At 64.1% G+C, this 19,487-nt stretch carries 14 protein-coding genes; 8 read left to right on the forward strand and 6 right to left on the reverse strand.

Annotated elements, in window-relative coordinates:
* The 5 genes from nuoL to ASE30_RS12995 all read left to right on the forward strand — a co-directional run bounded on the left by nuoL (position 1) and on the right by ASE30_RS12995 (position 7,982).
* Positions 1-2,040, forward strand: a complete 2,040-nt coding sequence (gene nuoL / locus ASE30_RS12975; protein WP_057284716.1) for an NADH-quinone oxidoreductase subunit L — start codon at positions 1-3, stop codon at positions 2,038-2,040.
* On the forward strand, positions 2,037-3,539 hold the full coding sequence (locus ASE30_RS12980) for an NADH-quinone oxidoreductase subunit M (RefSeq protein WP_057284717.1): 1,503 nt from the start codon (positions 2,037-2,039) through the stop codon (positions 3,537-3,539). The genes nuoL and ASE30_RS12980 overlap by 4 nt, the downstream gene beginning before the upstream one ends.
* A 9-nt stretch (positions 3,540-3,548) precedes the next feature.
* Complete coding sequence (gene nuoN / locus ASE30_RS12985) at positions 3,549-5,033, forward strand: NADH-quinone oxidoreductase subunit NuoN (protein WP_057284718.1); 1,485 nt, start codon at positions 3,549-3,551, stop codon at positions 5,031-5,033.
* 16 nt (positions 5,034-5,049) lie between these two features.
* Positions 5,050-5,379 carry a DUF2818 family protein gene (locus ASE30_RS12990; RefSeq protein ID WP_057284719.1) on the forward strand — a complete coding sequence of 110 codons (330 nt, stop codon included), beginning with the start codon at positions 5,050-5,052 and terminating at the stop codon, positions 5,377-5,379.
* 341 nt (positions 5,380-5,720) lie between these two features.
* Complete coding sequence (locus ASE30_RS12995) at positions 5,721-7,982, forward strand: TonB-dependent siderophore receptor (protein WP_057284720.1); 2,262 nt, start codon at positions 5,721-5,723, stop codon at positions 7,980-7,982.
* Positions 7,983-8,066: 84 nt separating this feature from the next.
* Here ASE30_RS12995 and serB read toward each other — a convergent pair whose 3' ends face one another.
* Together serB and mfd are read right to left on the reverse strand one after the other, a co-directional pair.
* Positions 8,067-8,924, reverse strand: coding sequence for a phosphoserine phosphatase SerB (gene serB / locus ASE30_RS13000; protein ID WP_057284721.1), 858 nt, complete (start codon positions 8,922-8,924; stop codon positions 8,067-8,069).
* Positions 8,925-8,948: 24 nt separating this feature from the next.
* Positions 8,949-12,431, reverse strand: a complete 3,483-nt coding sequence (gene mfd / locus ASE30_RS13005) for a transcription-repair coupling factor (protein ID WP_162259924.1) — start codon at positions 12,429-12,431, stop codon at positions 8,949-8,951.
* A gap of 29 nt (positions 12,432-12,460) precedes the next feature.
* Here mfd and ispD point away from each other — a divergent pair, with 29 nt between their 5' ends.
* The 3 genes from ispD to ASE30_RS13020 all read left to right on the forward strand — a co-directional run bounded on the left by ispD (position 12,461) and on the right by ASE30_RS13020 (position 15,894).
* The gene (gene ispD / locus ASE30_RS13010; RefSeq protein WP_057284722.1) at positions 12,461-13,144 is read left to right on the forward strand and encodes a 2-C-methyl-D-erythritol 4-phosphate cytidylyltransferase; all 684 of its coding nucleotides are present in this window, start codon (positions 12,461-12,463) and stop codon (positions 13,142-13,144) included.
* On the forward strand, positions 13,141-13,632 hold the full coding sequence (gene ispF / locus ASE30_RS13015; protein WP_057284723.1) for a 2-C-methyl-D-erythritol 2,4-cyclodiphosphate synthase: 492 nt from the start codon (positions 13,141-13,143) through the stop codon (positions 13,630-13,632). Before ispD ends, ispF begins: the two co-directional genes overlap by 4 nt.
* 177 nt (positions 13,633-13,809) lie before the next feature.
* Positions 13,810-15,894, forward strand: a complete 2,085-nt coding sequence (locus tag ASE30_RS13020) for a DUF4344 domain-containing metallopeptidase (RefSeq protein ID WP_057284724.1) — start codon at positions 13,810-13,812, stop codon at positions 15,892-15,894.
* Between the two features lie 181 nt (positions 15,895-16,075).
* Here the strand turns inward: ASE30_RS13020 and ASE30_RS13025 are convergent, their stop codons facing one another.
* The 4 genes from ASE30_RS13025 to ompR all read right to left on the reverse strand — a co-directional run bounded on the left by ASE30_RS13025 (position 16,076) and on the right by ompR (position 19,441).
* On the reverse strand, positions 16,076-16,594 hold the full coding sequence (locus ASE30_RS13025) for a carboxymuconolactone decarboxylase family protein (protein ID WP_057284725.1): 519 nt from the start codon (positions 16,592-16,594) through the stop codon (positions 16,076-16,078).
* 74 nt (positions 16,595-16,668) lie between these two features.
* Complete coding sequence (locus ASE30_RS13030; RefSeq protein WP_057284726.1) at positions 16,669-17,217, reverse strand: peroxiredoxin; 549 nt, start codon at positions 17,215-17,217, stop codon at positions 16,669-16,671.
* A gap of 60 nt (positions 17,218-17,277) precedes the next feature.
* Positions 17,278-18,672 (reverse strand): ATP-binding protein, encoded by a 1,395-nt coding sequence (locus ASE30_RS13035; RefSeq protein ID WP_057284727.1) that lies wholly within the window; start codon positions 18,670-18,672, stop codon positions 17,278-17,280.
* A 34-nt stretch (positions 18,673-18,706) separates the two neighbouring features.
* The gene (ompR, locus tag ASE30_RS13040; protein WP_003813882.1) at positions 18,707-19,441 is read right to left on the reverse strand and encodes a two-component system response regulator OmpR; all 735 of its coding nucleotides are present in this window, start codon (positions 19,439-19,441) and stop codon (positions 18,707-18,709) included.
* Between the last annotated feature and the right edge of the window lie 46 nt (positions 19,442-19,487).

The raw sequence follows: 19,487 nt of genomic DNA on the forward strand, positions 1-19,487 counted from the left end.
ATGTCTAGCTCACCCAATCTCTACCTGCTCATCGCGCTGGCACCGCTGGCCGGAGCAATCCTCGCGGGCCTTTTTGGCACCGGCTTTCTTGGCCGGCCCATCGGGCGCCGCGCCTCGCACGTCATCACCATTCTGGGCGTGCTCATCTCCGCCATCGGTTCGGTGGTGGTGCTGGCCGACGTGCTCAATGGCCTGCGCTTCGACGGCGCGGTCTACACCTGGAGCCTGATCGGCCAGACCAAGCTGGAAATCGGCTTCCTGATCGATCCGCTGTCGGCCATGATGATGGTCGTGGTGACCTCCGTGTCGCTGATGGTGCACATCTACACCATCGGCTACATGGCGGATGATCCCGGCTATCAACGCTTCTTCTCGTACATCTCGCTGTTCACGTTCTCCATGCTGATGCTGGTGATGTCGAACAACATGGTGCAGCTTTTCTTCGGCTGGGAAGCGGTGGGCCTGGTGTCGTACCTGCTGATCGGCTTCTGGTACACGCGCCCCACGGCGATCTTCGCCAACATGAAGGCATTCCTGATCAACCGCGTCGGCGACTTCGGCTTCGTCCTGGGCATCGGCCTGCTGTTCGCCTATGCCGGCACGATGCACTACGGTGAAGTCTTCGCGCAGGCCGACAAGCTGGCCACGATGACCTTGCCGGGTTCCGACTGGATGCTGCTGACGGTTGCCTGCATCTGCCTGTTCATCGGCGCCATGGGCAAATCGGCTCAGGTTCCGCTGCACGCCTGGCTGCCCGACTCGATGGAAGGCCCGACCCCGATCTCCGCGCTGATCCACGCCGCCACCATGGTGACGGCCGGCATCTTCATGGTCGCGCGTTTCTCGCCGCTGTTCGAGCTGTCGGACGTGGCGCTGTCGTTCATCATCGTGATCGGCGCCATCGGCGCACTGTTCCTGGGCATCCTGGGCATCATCCAGACCGACATCAAGCGCGTCGTCGCGTACTCCACGCTGTCGCAGCTGGGCTACATGACGGTTGCGCTGGGCGCCTCGGCCTACTCGGTGGCGATCTTCCACCTGATGACCCACGCGTTCTTCAAGGCCCTGCTGTTCCTGGGCGCGGGTTCGGTGATCATCGGCATGCACCATGACCAGGACATCCGCAACATGGGCGGCCTGCGCAAGTACATGCCCATCACCTGGATCACCTTCCTGCTGGGCACGCTGGCGCTGGTCGGCACGCCGTTCTTCTCGGGTTTCTACTCGAAGGAAAACATCATCGAAGCCGCTGGCCACGCAACGGTATGGGGGGCGAGCTTTGCCTACTACGCCGTGCTGATCGGCGTGTTCGTGACCTCGCTGTACTCGTTCCGCGTGTACTTCCTGGTCTTCCACGGCAAGGAACGTTTCGACACCAGCGATCATGGCCACGGCCACGATGCGCACGGTCACGACGACCATGGCCACGACGACCATGGCCACGGCCATCATGGCGGCAAGCCGCATGAATCGCCCTGGGTGGTCACGCTGCCGCTGGTTCTGCTGGCGATCCCGTCGGTGCTGATCGGCGCCTGGGCGGTCGACCCGATGCTGTTCGGCAAGTTCTTCGACGGCGCCATCAAGGTGCTGCCGCTGCAGCATCCCGCCATGCACGTGCTGAGCGAGGAATGGCACGGCTGGGTGGCCTATGGCCTGCACGCCTTCCGTACGCTGCCGTTCTGGCTGGTCGTCGCCGGGTTCGTCATTGCCTGGTACTGCTATCTGATCAATCCGAAGGTTCCGGCCGCGATCAAGTCGCGCCTGTCATTCGTGAACAAGGTGCTTGAGAACAAGTACTACGTGGACTGGGTCAACGAGCAGGTCATCGCGCGCGGCATGCGTTGCCTGGGCCGCGGCCTGTGGCAGACCGGCGACCGCGGCATCATCGACGGCCTCCTGATCAACGGTAGCGCCCGCTTGGTGGGTTGGGTGGCAGCGGTCAGCCGTCACCTGCAGTCCGGCTTCATCTATCACTACGCGTTCGCAATGATCATCGGCGTCATGGCGCTGGTGACTTTCTTTGTGCTGATTCCCCAATGATGGCAAGCGAGATGGCATCCAACACTTTCCCCTGGCTCACGCTTGCGATCTTCGTCCCGATCGTATTCGGCCTGCTGGTGCTGGCGGTGGGCCGTGACGACCGTCCCGGCCTGACGCGCGGCCTGTCGCTCGTCGGCGCAATCGCCGGTTTCGTCGTCACGATCCCGCTCTACACCGGTTTCGATTCTTCCACGGCCGCCATGCAGTTCGTGGAGAAGGCCTCCTGGATCGAGGCCTTCAACGTCAATTACCACCTGGGCATCGACGGCATCTCGATGTGGTTCGTCCTTCTGACCGCCTTCATCACGATCATCGTGGTGCTGGCCGGCTGGGAAGTCATCACCAGCCGCGTCGCCCAATATATGGCCGCCTTCCTGATCCTCTCGGGTCTGATGGTGGGCGTGTTCTGCGCGCTGGACGGCATGCTGTTCTATGTGTTCTTCGAAGCCACCCTGATCCCGATGTACATCATCATCGGCGTCTGGGGCGGCGCGAACCGCGTGTATGCGGCGTTCAAGTTCTTCCTGTACACGCTGATGGGCTCGCTCCTGACGCTGGTTGCTTTCGTCTACCTCTGGCATGCCTCGGGCGGTTCGTTCGACATCCTGACGTGGCAGCAGACCAAGCTGGGCTTCACCCCGCAGGTCCTGATCTTCGTGGCGCTGCTGGCGGCCTTCGCCGTCAAGGTGCCGATGTGGCCGGTCCACACGTGGTTGCCGGATGCTCACGTGGAAGCGCCCACGGGCGGCTCCATCGTGCTGGCCGCGATCATGCTGAAGCTGGGCGCATACGGTTTCCTGCGCTTCTCGCTGCCGATCGCCCCCGACGCCTCGCACAGCCTGGCCGGCATGATGATCACGCTGTCGCTGATCGCCGTGATCTACATCGGCCTGGTCGCGATCGTCCAGGACGACATGAAGAAACTGGTGGCCTATTCGTCCGTCGCCCACATGGGCTTCGTGACGCTGGGTTTCTTCATCTTCAACACGGCGGGCGTCGAAGGCGCCATCGTGCAGATGATCTCCCACGGCTTCGTGTCCGGCGCCATGTTCATGTGTATCGGCGTACTGTATGACCGCATGCACTCGCGCCGCATCGCCGACTACGGCGGCGTGGTCAACGTGATGCCGCGCTTCGCGACGTTCTTCATCCTGTTCTCGATGGCCAATAGCGGCCTGCCGGCCACCAGCGGGTTCGTCGGCGAATTCATGGTGATCATGGGCGCGGTGCAGCACAATTTCTGGATCGGCCTGCTGGCCGCCACCGCCCTGATCCTGGGCGCCGCGTATTCGCTGTGGATGGTCAAGCGTGTGGTCCTGGGCGATGTCGCCAATGACCACGTGCGCGCACTGACCGATATCAACCGCCGCGAATTCGTGATTCTTGGCGTGATGGCGATCGCCGTGTTGTACATGGGGATCTATCCCAAGCCCTTTACCGACGTGATGCATGTGTCGGTCGAGGCCCTGCTGCAACACGTTGCCGTCTCGAAACTGTAAGACAAGACAATGATGCAATCCCAAATCGATTTCGCCCTGGCGACGCCGGAAATCCTCCTGCTGGTTTTCGGCCTGGCTATCCTGCTCGTCGACGCGGTCAGCAATCACCCCGAGCGCAAACCGACGTTCCTGCTGACCATGCTTGCCCTGGGCGTGCTGACCGTCGTGTCGGCCGTGCAGTGGAAGAATGGCGTTGCGGGCTCGACCTTCAACGGCCTGTACGTCACCGACGACCTGTCGCATCTGCTGAAGATCGCTTCCTATATCGCGGTGGCGGTCACGCTGATCTACGGCCGCGTCTATGCGCAGGTGCGTGACATGCTCAAGGGCGGCGAACTCTACGTCCTGACGCTGTTCGCGCTGCTGGGCCAGATGGTCATGATTTCCTCCGGGAACCTCATTTCGATCTACCTGGGCCTGGAGCTCATGTCGCTGGCGCTGTACGCGCTGATCGCATTGCGCCGCGACGATGTCGTGGCCACCGAAGCCGCCATGAAGTACTTCGTGCTGGGCGCGCTGGCCTCGGGCTTCCTGCTGTACGGCATGTCCATGATCTACGGCGCCACGGGTCACCTCGACCTGACCGAAGTGTCCAAGGTCATCGCCGCCGGCCGTGCCGAGAAGATGGCGCTGGTGTTCGGCATTGTGTTCCTGGTGGCCGGCCTTGCGTTCAAGCTGGGCGCAGTGCCGTTCCACATGTGGGTGCCGGACGTCTACCAGGGCTCGCCGACCGCGGTCACGCTGATCCTGGGCGGCGCGCCGAAGCTGGCGGCCTTCGCCATCACGCTGCGCCTGCTGGTCGACAGCCTGCACGGCCTCGCCGCCGACTGGCAGCCGATGCTGATGATCCTGGCGGTGCTGTCGCTGGCCATCGGCAACCTGACCGCCATTGCGCAGACCAACTTCAAGCGCATGCTGGCCTACTCGACCATCTCGCACATGGGCTTCGTGCTCCTGGGCCTGATGTCGGGCGCGGTGGCGGGCAAGCCGGAACTGTCTTCGGCCGCCTACGGCGCGTCGCTGTTCTACATGCTGACCTACGTGCTGACCACGCTTGCCAGCTTCGGCATCGTGCTGCTGCTGTCGCGCCAGGGCTTCGAGTGCGAGCACATCGATGACCTGAAGGGCCTGAACCGCCGCAGCCCGTGGCATGCCGCCATCGTGCTGCTGCTGATGTTCTCGCTGGCCGGCATTCCGCCGCTGGTGGGCTTCTACGCCAAGCTGGCGGTGCTGCAGGCGCTGATCAGCGCCGGCCACGTCACGCTGGCCGTGATCGCGGTGATGTTCTCGCTGATCGGTGCGTTCTACTACCTGCGTGTGGTCAAGGTCGTGTACTTCGACGAGCCGGCGGCCGACGCCGCGCCCATGGTGGCGACCTGCGCCCAGCGCGGCGTGCTGTCGGTCAACGGCGCCTTGATCCTGGTGCTGGGCCTGTTGCCTGGCGGCCTGATGGCGCTGTGCGTGCAGGCCATCCGCTCGTCGCTCAGCCTGTAAGGGACGGATAGCAGCCATGAACCAGACGTTGGCGGTATGGCTGTTGATCGCGCTGGCGCTCGTCAGCGCGAATCTTCCTTTCCTGACCGAACGGGTGTTCGCCGTGTTGCCCTGGAAGCAGGGCGGGGCGGCGGCGGTCAAACCGCTCTGGATGCGGCTGATCGAGGTGCTGGCGTTCTACGCCATCGTCGGCGCGCTGGGATTTGCGTTCGAATCCACGTTGGGCAACCGCTTTGCCCAGACCTGGGAGTTCTACGCGATCACGCTCAGCCTGTTCCTCGTGCTGGCGTATCCGGGCTTCGTGTATCGCTATTTGTTCAAGCGGCACCCACGCTTGCGTGCCTGAAGGCCCGCCAATGCCATAAACGCCCCGCCAGGGGCGTTTTTTTTGTCTGTTCAAGGATTCAGCCAGACCGCCGTCCAAACGTTCTGGAGGGCGTTTTAAGGGCTTCCCCGGGGGGCGAGGCAGAACGGGAATCGGCAAGGAAAATCAACTAATCCCGCGGCTGCCGACCCAGTCCTATCAGGTTTCGCTATTCGCCTATTTTTTTTGGGAATACGGCTTAACAAGTGTTGTTTTTTTCATGTTTTGGGCCGTTCGTTCAGGTTTCATTCAGTCGTCATGATCACAATCGCAAACGATAAAAAAACAAGAATCGTTGCTATTCACATTTTGGAGAAGCTGGTTTGAAGCCCCAAGACTCGTATTCGCTGAATACGCTCACTACCTCCCTTGCCGCCGCCATCGCGGCGCCCGCCCTGTTCATAAGCCCCTACGCCGCGGCGCAGTCCGCCGACGCGGGCGTGACGCAGCTATCGCCGGTCCGAGTGGAGGGAGAGGGATCTTCCTACCAGACGTCTACGGCGCAGTCGCCGAAGATGACCGCGCCTCTGCTGGACACGCCGCGCACCGTTCAGGTCGTGCCGAGGCAGGTGATCCAGGACCAGGCCGCATCGTCGCTGCAGGACGTGCTGCGCAACTCGCCGGGCATCACGTTCGGCGCGGGCGAGGGCGGCCGTCCGGGCGGCGACCTGCCCATCATCCGCGGCCAGAACTCCGCGGGCAGCATTTTCCTGGACGGTATCCGCGATTCCAGCACGCAGGTGCGCGATACGTTCAACCTTGAGCAGGTGGAGATCATCAAGGGGCCGGACTCGGTGTACTCCGGCCGTGGCGGTGCGGGCGGCAGCATCAACATGGTCAGCAAGGCGCCGAAGGCGACGGATTTCACCGAAGCTACCGCGCAGATCGGCACGGACAACAATTACCGCGCCACGATAGACAGCAACTGGCGCCTGGACGACAAGGCCGCGTTCCGCCTGAACGTGATGGGCAACAAGGGCGACGTGCCCGGCCGCGACAACGCCGTGGACTTCGAACGCTGGGGCGTGGCGCCCTCGCTGATGCTGGGGGTGGGCACGCCCACGCGCATCACGCTTAGCTATTACCACTATCAAGACGACAGCATGCCCGATTACTCCATTCCGTATGACCCGAACACGGGTCAGCCGGTGACGGAGACGATGGGCGTTAGCCGCAAGTCGTTCTACGGACTGACCGGCCGGGATTTCATGAAAACCCGCGACGACGTCGTGACGGCTGACTTCCAGCACGATTTTTCCGACAAGCTGCAGTTGCGCAACGTGATCCGGTATGGCCGCGGTACGACCGATTTCGCGGCGACGAACCCGGACGACAGCAAGGGTAACGTGCCCAATGGCCTGGTCTATCGTTCGCTCAAGTCGGGTTACTACGTCACCAAGAGCTTTGCGAACCAGACGGATCTGACGGGCGAATTCGAAACCGGCAGCCTGAAGCATTCGTTCGACCTGGGCTTCGAATACAGCAATATCAAACAGGACAAGGACAGCTACACCCAGAACATCGCCAAGGGGCCGATGGACTGCAAGGTGAGCGCGACGGACGCATCCAATCCGGCGCTCTGCACGTCCTTGTGGAATCCGAACCCCGGCGACGACTACACCGGCACGCTGACCCGCAACAACAACCCCGCTCGGTACAACACGGACACGGTGGCGCTCTACGGCTTCGACACCATCAAGTTCAACGAGCAATGGCAGGCCAGCCTGGGCGCGCGCTGGGACAACTACCGGACCAGCGGCAGCAATATCGCCCGGGGCCGCAGCGATCCGGCCAGCACGCCGGCGTTCTACAGCACCAGCCGCGAAGACAACCTGTTCAACTATCAGGTTGGCCTGGCCTACAAGCCGGCGCCCAACGGCACGATCTACGCCACCTACGGCACGTCCTCCACGCCGTCGGCGATCGCCGCAAGCGCCATCAGCGACGCGACCTCGGTCTCGACGTCCTCGCTCGAGCCGGAAAAGAGCCGCACCGTGGAATTGGGCACCAAGTGGGAGGTGCTGGATAACAGGCTGACGCTGTCGGCCGCCGCATTCCACGACACCCGCAAGAACACCAGCGTGGCCGTGTCCGCGACCGAAGTCGCGCAAGTGGGCGAGGCCAAGGTGCGTGGCATCGAACTGGGCTTCTCGGGCGCCATCACGCCCAAGTGGAATGTGTTCGGCGGCTACACCTTCATGGACAGCGAAATGACCAAGGGCGCCTACAACAGCGGCGCCGTCGGCCAGGACCTGCCCAACACCCCCCGCAACGCCTTCAGCCTGTGGACTACCTACAAGGTGCTGCCCAAGCTGACGGTGGGCGGCGGCGCCTACTACGTGGACAAGGTGTACGGCAATTCGGATGCCACCAAGAACGCCGACGGCACGCCCAAGGCGCGCTGGGTGCCTTCGTACTGGCGCTTCGACGCCATGGCCGGCTACGAATTCAACGAGCACATCTCGGCGCAGTTGAACGTGCTGAACATTTTCGACGAGACGTACTACACCAAGGCCTATGCGGCGCACTATGCGGCGTTGGGCACGGGCCGGGCGGCGCTGCTGTCCCTGCGCGTACGCTACTGATCCGCCAGCCGCGGCAAAGCAAAAAGCCACCGCGAGGTGGCTTTTTGCTGTTGGCCATGGCGCCAGGCACCCGCCCGGCGGACTTCAGCTTTCAAACCAGTTCAGCACACCGTCCAGGCCCGACACGTTCAAGGCAAAACGAGTCTGCTGGCGCACCAGCGGCTTGGCGTGATAGGCCACCGGGAAGCCCGCGGCCGCCAGCATCTTCAGGTCATTGGCGCCATCGCCCATGGCGATGATCTGGTCCTGCGCCGCCCCGTGCGCGCGGGCGAATTCGCGCAGGTGGACCGCCTTGGCGTCGGCGTCCAGGATGTCGCCCAGCACCTTGCCGGTCAACAGGCCGTTCTCGATTTCCAGCGTGTTCGCGTGCGCGCTGTCCAGCTTCAGGAGGTCGCGCAGGCGTTCCGTGAAGAAGGTGAAGCCGCCCGATACCAGCAGCACCTTGAGGCCGGCGGACTGCGCAGTCGTGATCAGGCGCTCGGCCCCCGGGTTCAGGCGCAGCTTGTCCGCATAGACCTGCTCCAGCGCGCCGGCCGGCACGCCCTTGAGCAGGGCGACGCGGCGGCGCAGGCTTTCCGCGAAATCCTTGATCTCGCCGCGCATCGCGGCCTCGGTGATTTCGGACACCTTGTCCTTCACGCCGGCCACGCCCGCGATCTCGTCGATGCACTCGATGTTGATCAGGGTGGAGTCCATGTCCATGGCCAGCACCTTGCAGTCGGACAGCTTCAGGCCGGCCGGCACGAAGGCGGCATCGACGCCGCGGCTGTCGGCCCAGGCGGCGACTTCGTCGCGGGTGTCGGCGTCATGCTGCACATCGAGCAGGCGGGCGGCGGTGTTGCTGATGCGGGCCACGCCCTGGGCCTGGGCCAGCGCGGCGAGCTGCTCCGCTTGGTCGATGCTCAGGCCGGGGGATTGGACGACAAGGTGATGGGTAGTCATAAGGGGCAGGGAAGGTGGCGTGAGTTACTTCAGGGCGCGCAGGACGGCGCGCACGGCGTCGGAGCGGGCGGGAATTTGCGCCGCCTTGATCTCGACCCGCAATTTATCCTGCCCCGCCAGTTTGATGTGGCGCTGGCGTTGCACGAGTTCGATGATCTTGGCGGGGTCGACCGAGGTCTTGGGGCCGAATTGGAGCAGCGCCTGCGTTTCGCTGGCGTCGATCTTGACGATGCCCAGCGGCTGGGCCGCCAGGCGCAGGCGATGCGTCGAGAGCAGGGTCTGCGCCGCCTCCGGCAGCTTGCCGAAGCGGTCGATCAGCTCTTCCTGGATGTGGATGAGGTCGTCTTCGTCGGCGGCGTGCGCCAGGCGCTTGTAGATGCCCAGGCGCGCATGCACGTCCGCGCAATAGTCTGACGGCAGCAACGCCGGGGAGTGCAGGTTGACCTCGCAGGCCAGATTGAAGGGCGCATCGAGGTCGGGCTCTTCGCCCGCGCGCAGCGCGCGCACGGCCTCGTTGAGCATTTCGTTGTACATCGAGAAGCCCACTTCCTGGATATTGCCGGATTGCGAATCCCCCAGCACCTCGCCCGTGCCCCGGATCTCCAGGTCGTGCATGGCCAGATAGAAACCCGATCCAAGCTCTTCCATGGCCTGAATGGCTTCGAGGCGTTTCTTGGCGTTGTTCGTGATGGCGTCTTCGCCCGGCGTCAGCAGGTAGGCGTAGGCCTGGTGGTGGGAACGTCCCACGCGTCCGCGCAACTGATGAAGCTGGGCCAGTCCGAAGCGGTCCGCCCGGTGGATCACGATGGTGTTCGCGCTGGGCACGTCGATGCCCGTTTCGATGATGGTGGTACACAGCAGCACGTTGTAGCGCTGCTGATAGAAGCCCTTCATCACCTGTTCCAGTTCACGCTCGGGCATCTGGCCGTGCGCCACGGCGATACGCGCCTCGGGCACCAGCTCTTCCAGGCGGGCGCGGCGGTTGTGGATGGTCTCGACCTCGTTGTGCAGGAAGTAGCACTGGCCGCCGCGCTTGAGCTCGCGCAGCAGGGCCTCGCGCAGGGTGCTGCCGTCCTCGCGCCGCACAAAGGTCTTGATGGCCAGGCGCTTCTGCGGCGCCGTGGCGATGACGGAGAAATCGCGGATGCCTTCCAGCGACATGCCCAGCGTGCGCGGGATGGGGGTGGCCGTCAGCGTCAGCACGTCCACCTCGGCCCGCAGGGCCTTGAGCGCCTCTTTCTGGCGCACGCCGAAGCGGTGCTCCTCGTCGATGATCACCAGGCCCAGACGCTTGAACTTCACGTCCTTGGACAGGATCTTGTGGGTGCCGATGACGATGTCGACCCGGCCGTCGTTGATGCCCTCGATGGCGGCGGACACCTCTTTGGGCGAACGGAAGCGCGACAGCTCCACGACGCGCACGGGCCAGTCGGCGAAACGGTCGGAGAAGGTCTGCGCGTGCTGCTCGGCAAGCAGCGTGGTGGGGCACAGCAGCGCGACCTGTTTGCCGTTGGCCACGGCCAGGAAGGCGGCGCGCAACGCCACTTCGGTCTTGCCGAAGCCCACGTCGCCGCAGACCAGCCGGTCCATCGGACGGCCGGAGGTCATGTCGCCGATCACGGCTTCGATGGCGGCGGCCTGGTCGGCCGTTTCCTCGAAACCGAAGCCCTCAGCGAACGCTTCGTAGTCGTTCAAGGGCAGGTTGAAGGCGAAACCCTCGCGCGCCGCGCGCTGCGCATAGAGCGCCAGCAGCTCGGCGGCGGTGTCGCGGACCTGCTTGGCCGCCTTGCGGCGGGCCTTGTCCCATTGGCCGGAACCCAGCTGGTGCAGCGGCGCGGCTTCCGGGTCGGCGCCGCTGTAGCGGGCGATGACATGCAGCTGCGCCACCGGCACATACAGGGTGCTGCCATTGGCATATTCAAGATGGAGAAATTCCATCTCGCCTTCGCCCATGTCCATGTTGACCAGGCCGTGGTAGCGGCCGATGCCGTGCTGCGCATGCACGACGGGGTCGCCGGCGCGCAATTCGGACAGGTCGCGCACCATGGCTTCGACGTTGCTGGCGCGTTCCTGATCGCGCTTGCCACGCCGGCCGGTGCCGGCCAGCCCGGGATACAGATCGTTTTCGGTCAGGAAGGCGAGGTTGGCGCCCGGCAGTTCGAAGCCGGTGCCCAACGCCGCCGCGACGATGCCGAAATGCGCGTCCGAGGCCAGGAAGGCGTCTATGGTGTCTGGCTGCGCGTCCGGCGTGACGCCGAATTCGTTCAGCATCTGCACCAGCGTCTCGCGGCGGCCGGCCGAGTCCGCGCACAGCAGCACGCGGGTCTGGCGGGTCTGCACCAGCGCGCGCAGCTTGGCGATGGGGTCTTCGGAACGGCGCGCCACGCTGACGTCGGGCGCGGCGCGGAAGTCTGGGTGCGGCTGGCCCGAGGCCAGCGACAGGCGGCTGAATTCCTTCAGCCGGGAATACAGGGCCTCGTTGTCCAAAAACAGGGCGGACGGCGGCAGGACCGGACGCTCGCGGTCGCTCTTCAGGAAACTGTAGCGGCTGGACGTGTCCTGGTTGAAGCGCTGGATTGCGTCGTCGATGTCCCCGACGGTGACCGTGACCGTGCCTTCGGTCAGGTAGTCGAACAAGGTGGCCGTCTCTTCGAAGAACAGCGGCAGGTAGTATTCGACGCCCGCAAACGGGATGCCGTTGCCGATGTCTTTGTAAGGCAGCGCGCGCGATGGATCGCCCTCGAAGATCTCGCGAAAGCGCGCGCGGAAGCGGTTGCGCGACTCTTCGTCCATGGGAAATTCGCGGCCGGGCAGGAGCTGGACTTCGCGTACCGGGTACAGGCTGCGCTGAGTATCCACGTCGAAGCTGCGGATGGTTTCGATCTCGTCGTCGAACAGGTCCAGGCGGTAAGGCACCACCGAACCCATGGGAAACAGATCGATCAGCCCGCCGCGCAGGCAGAATTCGCCGGGCGCCGTCACCTGGGTGACGTGGTTGTAGTTGGCCAGGGTGAGCTGCGCGCGCAGCGCCGCCTCGTTCAGCTTGTCCTTTTGCTTGAATGAAAACGTGTAGGCGGCCAGGAACGAGGGCGGCGCCAGCCGGTAGAGCGCGGTGGTGATGGGCACCGTCAGCACATCCACCGACTTCGTCATCAGCGAATGCAGTGTGTGCAGGCGCTCGGAAATCAGGTCCTGGTGCGGCGAGAAGGCGTCGTAGGGCAGCGTTTCCCAGTCGGGCAGCTGCCTGACGCGCAGGCCCGGGGCAAATAGCTGGATCTCTTCGGCCAGCCGCTGGGCTTCCAGCGGCTCGGCCGTGAGGATCACCAGCGGGCCGTCTGCCTGGCGTGCCAGATCCGCGAGCAGCCACGCGTCGCCCGAGCCCGGCGGCCGCGGCTGTGCGTAGCGCGTGCCGGGTTTCAGCGCGGACAGGGTGGGGGCCGTGGCGGGGACGGGAGGCGCGGCGGTGGCGGGGGTCGAGGGGGTGGGCATCAGGCTGGGAGCGGACATCAAGCGGAAGATTATAAAATCACCGCACCATGTCTGACTCAATCATTGCGATCGTACCCGCCGCGGGCGTTGGCGCCCGCGCCGGACGGCCCGGGCACGAGGCCGTTCCCAAACAGTATCGTCCACTGTCCGGACAGCCCATGCTGCGGCATGCGGTGTGCGCCTTGCTTGCGGATGAACGGGTATCCCAGGTGCGCGTGGCCGTGACGCCGGGCGACGGTTTGGTGGACGCGGCGCTGGCGGGCCTGCCTCGCACGGTGTGGCGCGCCTGCGGCGGCGCCACGCGCGCGGATACCGTCGCTGGCGCCCTGGCGGATAGCGGCGTGGCGGACGACGCCTGGGTGCTGGTGCATGACGCGGCGCGCCCGGGATTGCCCGCCGCCGCGCTGAGCCGCCTGATCGATGCATGCCTGGCCGACCCGGTGGGCGGCCTGTTGGCCCTGCCGGTGGCCGATACCGTCAAGGCGGGACAAGCGCGCGTGGAGCGCACGCTGGACCGCAATGGCTTGTGGCTGGCGCAGACGCCCCAGATGTTCAGGGCCGGCGTGCTGCGCGACGCCCTGACGGCGGCCTCCGTGAATGGCGTGATCGTCACCGACGAGGCTTCGGCCATCGAGGCCGCCGGTTATGCACCATTGCTGATTCCGGGTGCCATGCGCAATTTCAAGGTGACGTGGCCGGACGATTTCGAACTGATGGAAAAATGGCTATGAGCATTCCTTTCCGCGTCGGGCAGGGCTTCGACGTGCACGCATTGGTCGAAGGCCGGCCGCTGATCATCGGCGGGGTCACGATTCCCCATACCCACGGCCTGCTGGGCCATTCCGATGCCGACGTGCTGCTGCACGCGATCACCGACGCGCTGCTGGGCGCGGCCGGCCTGGGCGATATCGGCCGGCACTTTCCGGATACCGACCCGGCCTTCAAGGGCGCCGACAGCCGTGTGCTGCTGCGCGAAGCGATGGCGCGGGTCCGCAAGGCGGGTTGGGCGCCGGTGAACATCGATGCCACCGTGCATGCGCAGGCGCCAAAGATCGGCCCGCACGCGCCGGCCATGCAGAAGAACATCGCGGCCGATACCGGCCTGGCCGAGGCCGATATCAACATCAAGGCCAAAACCAACGAAAGCCTCGGCTACCTGGGCCGCAAGGAAGGCATCGCGGCGACCGTGGTGGCCCTGCTGGCTCGCACGGAATCCTGAGCGGCAAAACCGGGGTGCACCGCTACGCCTGGCGCGCCTGGCTGGGGGCGCACGCGCGCTTCAATGCTTGCGCGGGTGTTATTTACTTTGGCATACATCTTTAACAAATGCATAAGCAGCCTGTTTTGATCTGGAATACTCTGCGCCACTTGCAAATGGCAAATCAGGGACACTCAGATGTATCTACGTGGCGCCGCGCTGCTTTTCGTTCTTGCTGCATATGGCTCACCCGCGCATGCTCAATATGAACAGTTGCTCGGCCCGCTTGCCGGCACGGTCAAGTCGCAGTTATTGAAGGGCTGGACGGCGGGCGAGAAGGACGGCTGGTTCACATTGCGAAACAGCGAGGTGCCCGGCAGCGAACAGACCCTCTATGTGAATGTCGGGCCGGCGCCGGATTCGGGCCGTATCACCGACGTCAATGTGGTCCTGAATTCAAAGAACCCGAAGGCGTCCATCGGCGTGGTGCTGAACAACCGGGCGCGAAGCAGCCTGTGCCTGCTTGAAATCACGGCCGCCAAGAATACGCTGCTCTTTTGCCTGCAGGGCGACAAGCGCACCGATATCGCCTCGGTGCCTAATGTGGCGAAGCTGGATGGCTCGGACCGGATAAAGGTGGTCGAGGTGCCGGGCGCCGCCCGGTTTCTCGTGAACGGCCAGAAAATTGGCGATGTCGAGAATGTGCCCGCGCTGGGCGCGGACATCGGCATCATGGCCTACGACCAAGGCACCTTCGGCATCGCCGATTTTTCGATCAATTCCAATCTGAATCCCAAGCAGTCCGGCGCCAGTCCGCAGCCCGCCGGCCTGCCGGCGCGCGCGGACAGCGGCGGCGCGGGCGCGTCGCCGAAGCCCCAGACGGCGGCCCCGGCGCCCGCCAACAGTGCCCCCGGGCTGCCCGGCGCCGGCCCCTATCCCAGATTCGGCGGCGATACGCTGCGTATCGTCGGGGTCTACATCGGCATCATGCGCAGCATTTTCATGCATGAGTTCGGGCATGCGCTGATCGGAGAATTGGAACTGCCTTCGACGGGCGCGGAAGAAGACGCGGTCGATATCTATTCGGCTCTGCAGATCGTCGAGCCGACCATGTATCCCTCGGATGACAAGGATGTGAACGTCATGGCCCGGGACGCCGCGACCTACGCCGCCTTGCAGTGGTACTACAGCGGCAAGCTTGCCGAAAGAAAGGGCGCTTCCGCAACGTCCGCCTGGCAGGACGAGCATACGGGCGATCTCAAGCGGTTTCGCAACATGCTCTGCATCATGTACGGCGGGAATCCCGCTGTCTTCGAGCCGGTGGCCAAGCACGTCGGCTTTGAAGACCGGACCAAGGCGCGTTGCACGGACGAATTCCAGAAGCAGAACCGGGCCTGGCGCAGGATTCTGGCGCCCCATACCCGCGTAGGCGCGTGGACACCCGATGGCCAACAGCCGGCCAACGCGCCCGGCGCGCCGGTGAATGTGGTCTTCGAGCCCTCGAAGCGCAAGATCGGCAACCTCTTCGCGAACAACCTTTCCGACGCGATCGCCAACAATATCAAGCTTCTGGGGCAAACCTACGTGTTGCCACGGCCGGTGAACGTGGTGTTCAAAGACTGCGGACAGCTCAACGCCTGGTACAGCCCGCGCGAAGGCACGATCACCATGTGCTATGAGCTGATCGAAAATATCGCGGTGATGATTTCGGATATCGAAACGGGAACCGTGGGAGGAGAAGTCGTCGCAAAGGACGGTTCCCCCGCGGCATCGCCCCGCCAACCGCCGCCCGCCGGACAAGGCATGCCTTCCTTGCCCAGCGGCGCCTTCGATGAGCTGAAAGACAGCGGCGTGCCGGCAACGAACATGTTGTTCTCCGCGCCCTACAAGGGACCCACCCCCAACAAGCACACCCGGGCCCAGGTGATAACCACGCCGGAGCTGGTCAGGCTGATCACGAATGACAAGAGCGTTCTGATCGTCGATACCAGCGGGATGCGCGAAACACTGCCGATCGCCTATCCGCTTAGCGATGCGGGTTCCGATGGCAGCGTCACCGATCAATTGCAGGGGGCGCTGGATTCCTGGCTGCAAAAGAAGACGGGGGGGGATCGGAAAGTCCCCGTCGTGTTCCTCGGCGGCGGCATGACCGATCGCTCGTCCTATAACGCGGCCTTGCGGGCGGGAATGCTGGGCTGGTCGACCTATTGGTATCGCGGCGGCCTGGAAGCCTGGGTCGCGAACGGCCTGCCGACCGCGGCGGTCAAGGCCGCCAAGGATTGATCCCCAGGCGGGTACCGGCGCGGACGAAAGTCCCGCTGCCGCGCTACGGTCGTTCCACATAAAAAAACCCGCCTTCGTAAGGCGGGTTTTTTACTGCGAAGCCCCCATGGCGGGTGCAGCACCCTTGCGGAGCAAGCCCCTGCAAAGGGTTGTAGGGGCCTTTCATTGCCTCCCGCCGGGCTTACTTGCCCTGGGCAGCAAGCGCGAGGGCGGCGGCGTTGACCACCGACGCGATACGGCCGGCGTCGCGCAACTGTTCGGTCGACAGGCCGTCGTTTTTCAGGTTTTCATAGTGCGAGGCCACGCAGAAGTGGCACTTGCCGATGATGGAGGCGACCAGCGCGAACAATTCAAAGCGCTTTTTTTCGACGCCGCCATGGGTGGCGTAGGCGTTCATGCGCAGTTGGGCCGGCAGGCTCTTCAACTGGGCGTCGCCGGTCATCTCCACATAGGGGTACCAGGTGTTGTTCATCCCCATGAGGGCCGAGGCCGTCAGCGCCGCATTGGCATCGCCTTCCGACAGGCCGCTCTTGAAGGCTTCCACCAGCACCGGGCTGCGCGCGGCGTACGCGGCCGACAGCGCGGCGCCTACCGCATCCTCGGGAGCCAGGGTGGAACGGGCGATCACGGCGTCCAGATTCAGGCGGATGTCCTTGGCCCAATCCGGGAGCTGTTCCTTAATGGTCGTAAGAAATTCCATAGTTTTTACCTATAATCTAGCGCAGTTAAAGCCCGGGGCGGGACCTGCGGACAGGTCCCGGACCGGGCTGGAAATTACAGCGTGGCGCCGCCAACCGTACGGTTGCACGGGCACAGCTCGTCGGTTTGCAGGCCGTCGAGCAGACGCAGAACTTCTTCCGGGTTACGGCCGACGTTCAGGTTGTTCACCGAAACGTGCTGGATCGTGTTGTCCGGATCGACGATGAAGGTGGCGCGCAGCGCAACGCCAGCACCCTTTTCACGGACGCCCAGTTGGTCGATCAGGGCACCGGTGGTATCGCCGAATTGGTAGTGGCCCAGCTTGCTCAGGTCCGGGTGCTCACGGCGCCATGCCAGCTTGACGAATTCGTTGTCGGTCGAGCCGCCCAGCAGGACGGCGTCGCGGTCTTCGAAGTCCTTGGCCAGCTTGTTGAAGCCGACGATTTCGGTCGGGCAAACAAACGTGAAGTCTTTCGGGTAGAAGTAAATCACCTTCCACTTGCCGGGGAACGAGCTTTCGGTGATGTCTTCAAACGCCGACACGCCATTTTCTTCGTGCTGGTTGAAGCCGGGCTTGACGCCGGTGACCTTGAAGGGCTCGAGTTTGTCGCCAACAGTTTTCATGTTTACTCCCAGTAGTTGTTGGGTGGAAATAAGGCAGTGCCTCAAACCATAAATTCTACGCTATGGATTATCGTTGTCTAATTGATAATTCCTAAACTTGGCTTTGGGCAACTCTATCCGCGCGGTCAGGCCGCCACCCTCGCGCGGGAGCATGCGCAAGGAGCCGCCGACGTGCTTGAGCAGGCGTTCGACGATCGCCAGGCCCAGCCCCGCGCCGCTCACGCCAGTGCGCGCGGCTTCGCCGCGCGAGAACGGACGCAGTAGCCGGTCGACGTCTTCGGGGGCGATGCCCGGGCCGCGGTCGCAGACCTCGATGACGATCATGTTGCCTTCCGCTTGCAGCGTCATGGCCAGGTGCGCCATGCCGTCGGTGGAGCGGCCGTAGCGCCGGGCGTTTTCGATCAGGTTGCTGACGATGCGCTTGAGGTCCAGCGCCGTGATCCGGGCGCGCAAGCCCGGCTCCAGGGTGGCGTCCAGCTCTCCGCCCAGCGAGGAGGTATGGCTGCGCTCGCGTTCGTAGAGTTCGGCCAGAACGGCGGAGATGTCCGTTGCCAGTTGCGGCAGCGTGCCCGCCGGGCGGGCGTATTCCATCAGTTGCCCGATGCTGTGGTCGATCTGGCCGAGGTCTTCGTCGATGGCCTGGCGGGCATCCTCGGACACGCCGCTGAGTTCGATTTCCAGGCGCATGCGCGCCAGCGGCGTTCGCAGGTCGTGCGAAATGCCGGCCAGCATCAGTTCCCGGTCCGCTTCGGCCTGTCGGAGATCCTTGGCCATCCGGTTGAACGAGGCGTTCAGGTCGCGGATTTCCAGGGGGCCCTGCTCAGGCAGGGCAGCGGGCGTCTCGCCGCGGGAAAGCACCTGGGCCGCCCGCGCCAGCCGCGACAAGGGCCGGTTCACGAAGCCCACGCTCACGGCCGCCCCTACCAGGGACAGCAGCAGCGCCGTCGCGCCCCAGCCGAGCCATTCGATTCCGCCCGTGAGGCCGATCTGCTCCCTTTCGAATACCAGCCAATAGAGATCCTTTTCAATCTGGAAGCTCACCCAGAAGCCAGGAACCTGATTGACGCCCCAGGCGATCTGGGTCTCGGGGCCGAAGCGCGTGCGGATGTGCTGGGCAACGCGTTGCCAGTAGTCGTCGTCGGGAAGGGCTTCGGCAAAGTCGGTGACTTCGCGGGGGTAGACCTGGATGCCCTCGTTGGTGGCCAGATCCAGGAGGAGCTTGCTGCGTTCACCGTTATGCGAGTAGATCAGCGCCGTGCGTGTGATATTGACGGCCGTGATCACCCGCTGCGCCATTTGGTTGGCGCGCGGTCCCAGCTCCATGCTGAAAAACACCTGTAGCCACGCTCCCAGGCTGACCAGCATCAGCGCGGCAAGCAACAGGAACGTGCGGCCGAACAAACCGAGCCGCAGACGCGATGTCAGGTTCCTGAATGTTCTCCGCAGGCGCGGCACGACGCTGCGCTCCTGCCCGGGGCGGGCGAGTCGATCAGCTACCACCGTCCGGCACGAACACGTATCCGAGACCCCAGACGGTCTGGATGAATACGGGCTTGGACGGATTGGGTTCGATCAGTTTGCGCAGGCGCGAGATCTGGACGTCAAGGCTGCGATCGAAGGCTTCGTATTCGCGGCCGCGGGCCAGCTCCATGAGCTTGTCGCGCGACAGGGGAATCTTCGGATGGCGTGCGAACACCTTCAGGACCGAGAATTCACCCGTGGTGATGGGCACCTGTTCGCCGTTGCGCGTGAGCGTACGGGTGGACAGGTTCAGCACGTAGGGGCCGAAGGCGATGGATTCGTTTTCCTGGCTGGGGGCGCCGGGATGCTCTTCGGTACCGCGGCGGCGCAGGATCGCATTGATGCGAGCCAGCAGCTCCCGGGGGTTGAAGGGCTTGGACAGGTAATCGTCCGCGCCCATCTCCAGGCCGACGATGCGGTCGATTTCTTCCGCCTTGGCCGTCAGCATGATGATGGGGGTGTTGTCGTGGCCACCGCGCAGCCGGCGACAGATGGACAGGCCATCTTCTCCGGGCAGCATCAGATCCAGCACGAGCAGGTCGAAGTGCTCGCGTTGCCAGAGTTTGCCCATCTCTTTGGCGTCTTCGGCGACGAAAACGTTGAATCCCTGCTCGGACAAATACCGGCGCAGCAAATCGCGCAAGCGCGGATCGTCGTCGACGACGAGGATTTTTCGGGTGGGGGTGGTGTTTTGCGTATTCATGGCCGGAAATGTAACAGTGACAAGAACCAGCGGCTAGTGGGCGTTC

The organism is Achromobacter sp. Root83 (assembly GCF_001428845.1).
In the GTDB taxonomy this organism is placed as follows: domain Bacteria; phylum Pseudomonadota; class Gammaproteobacteria; order Burkholderiales; family Burkholderiaceae_B; genus Achromobacter.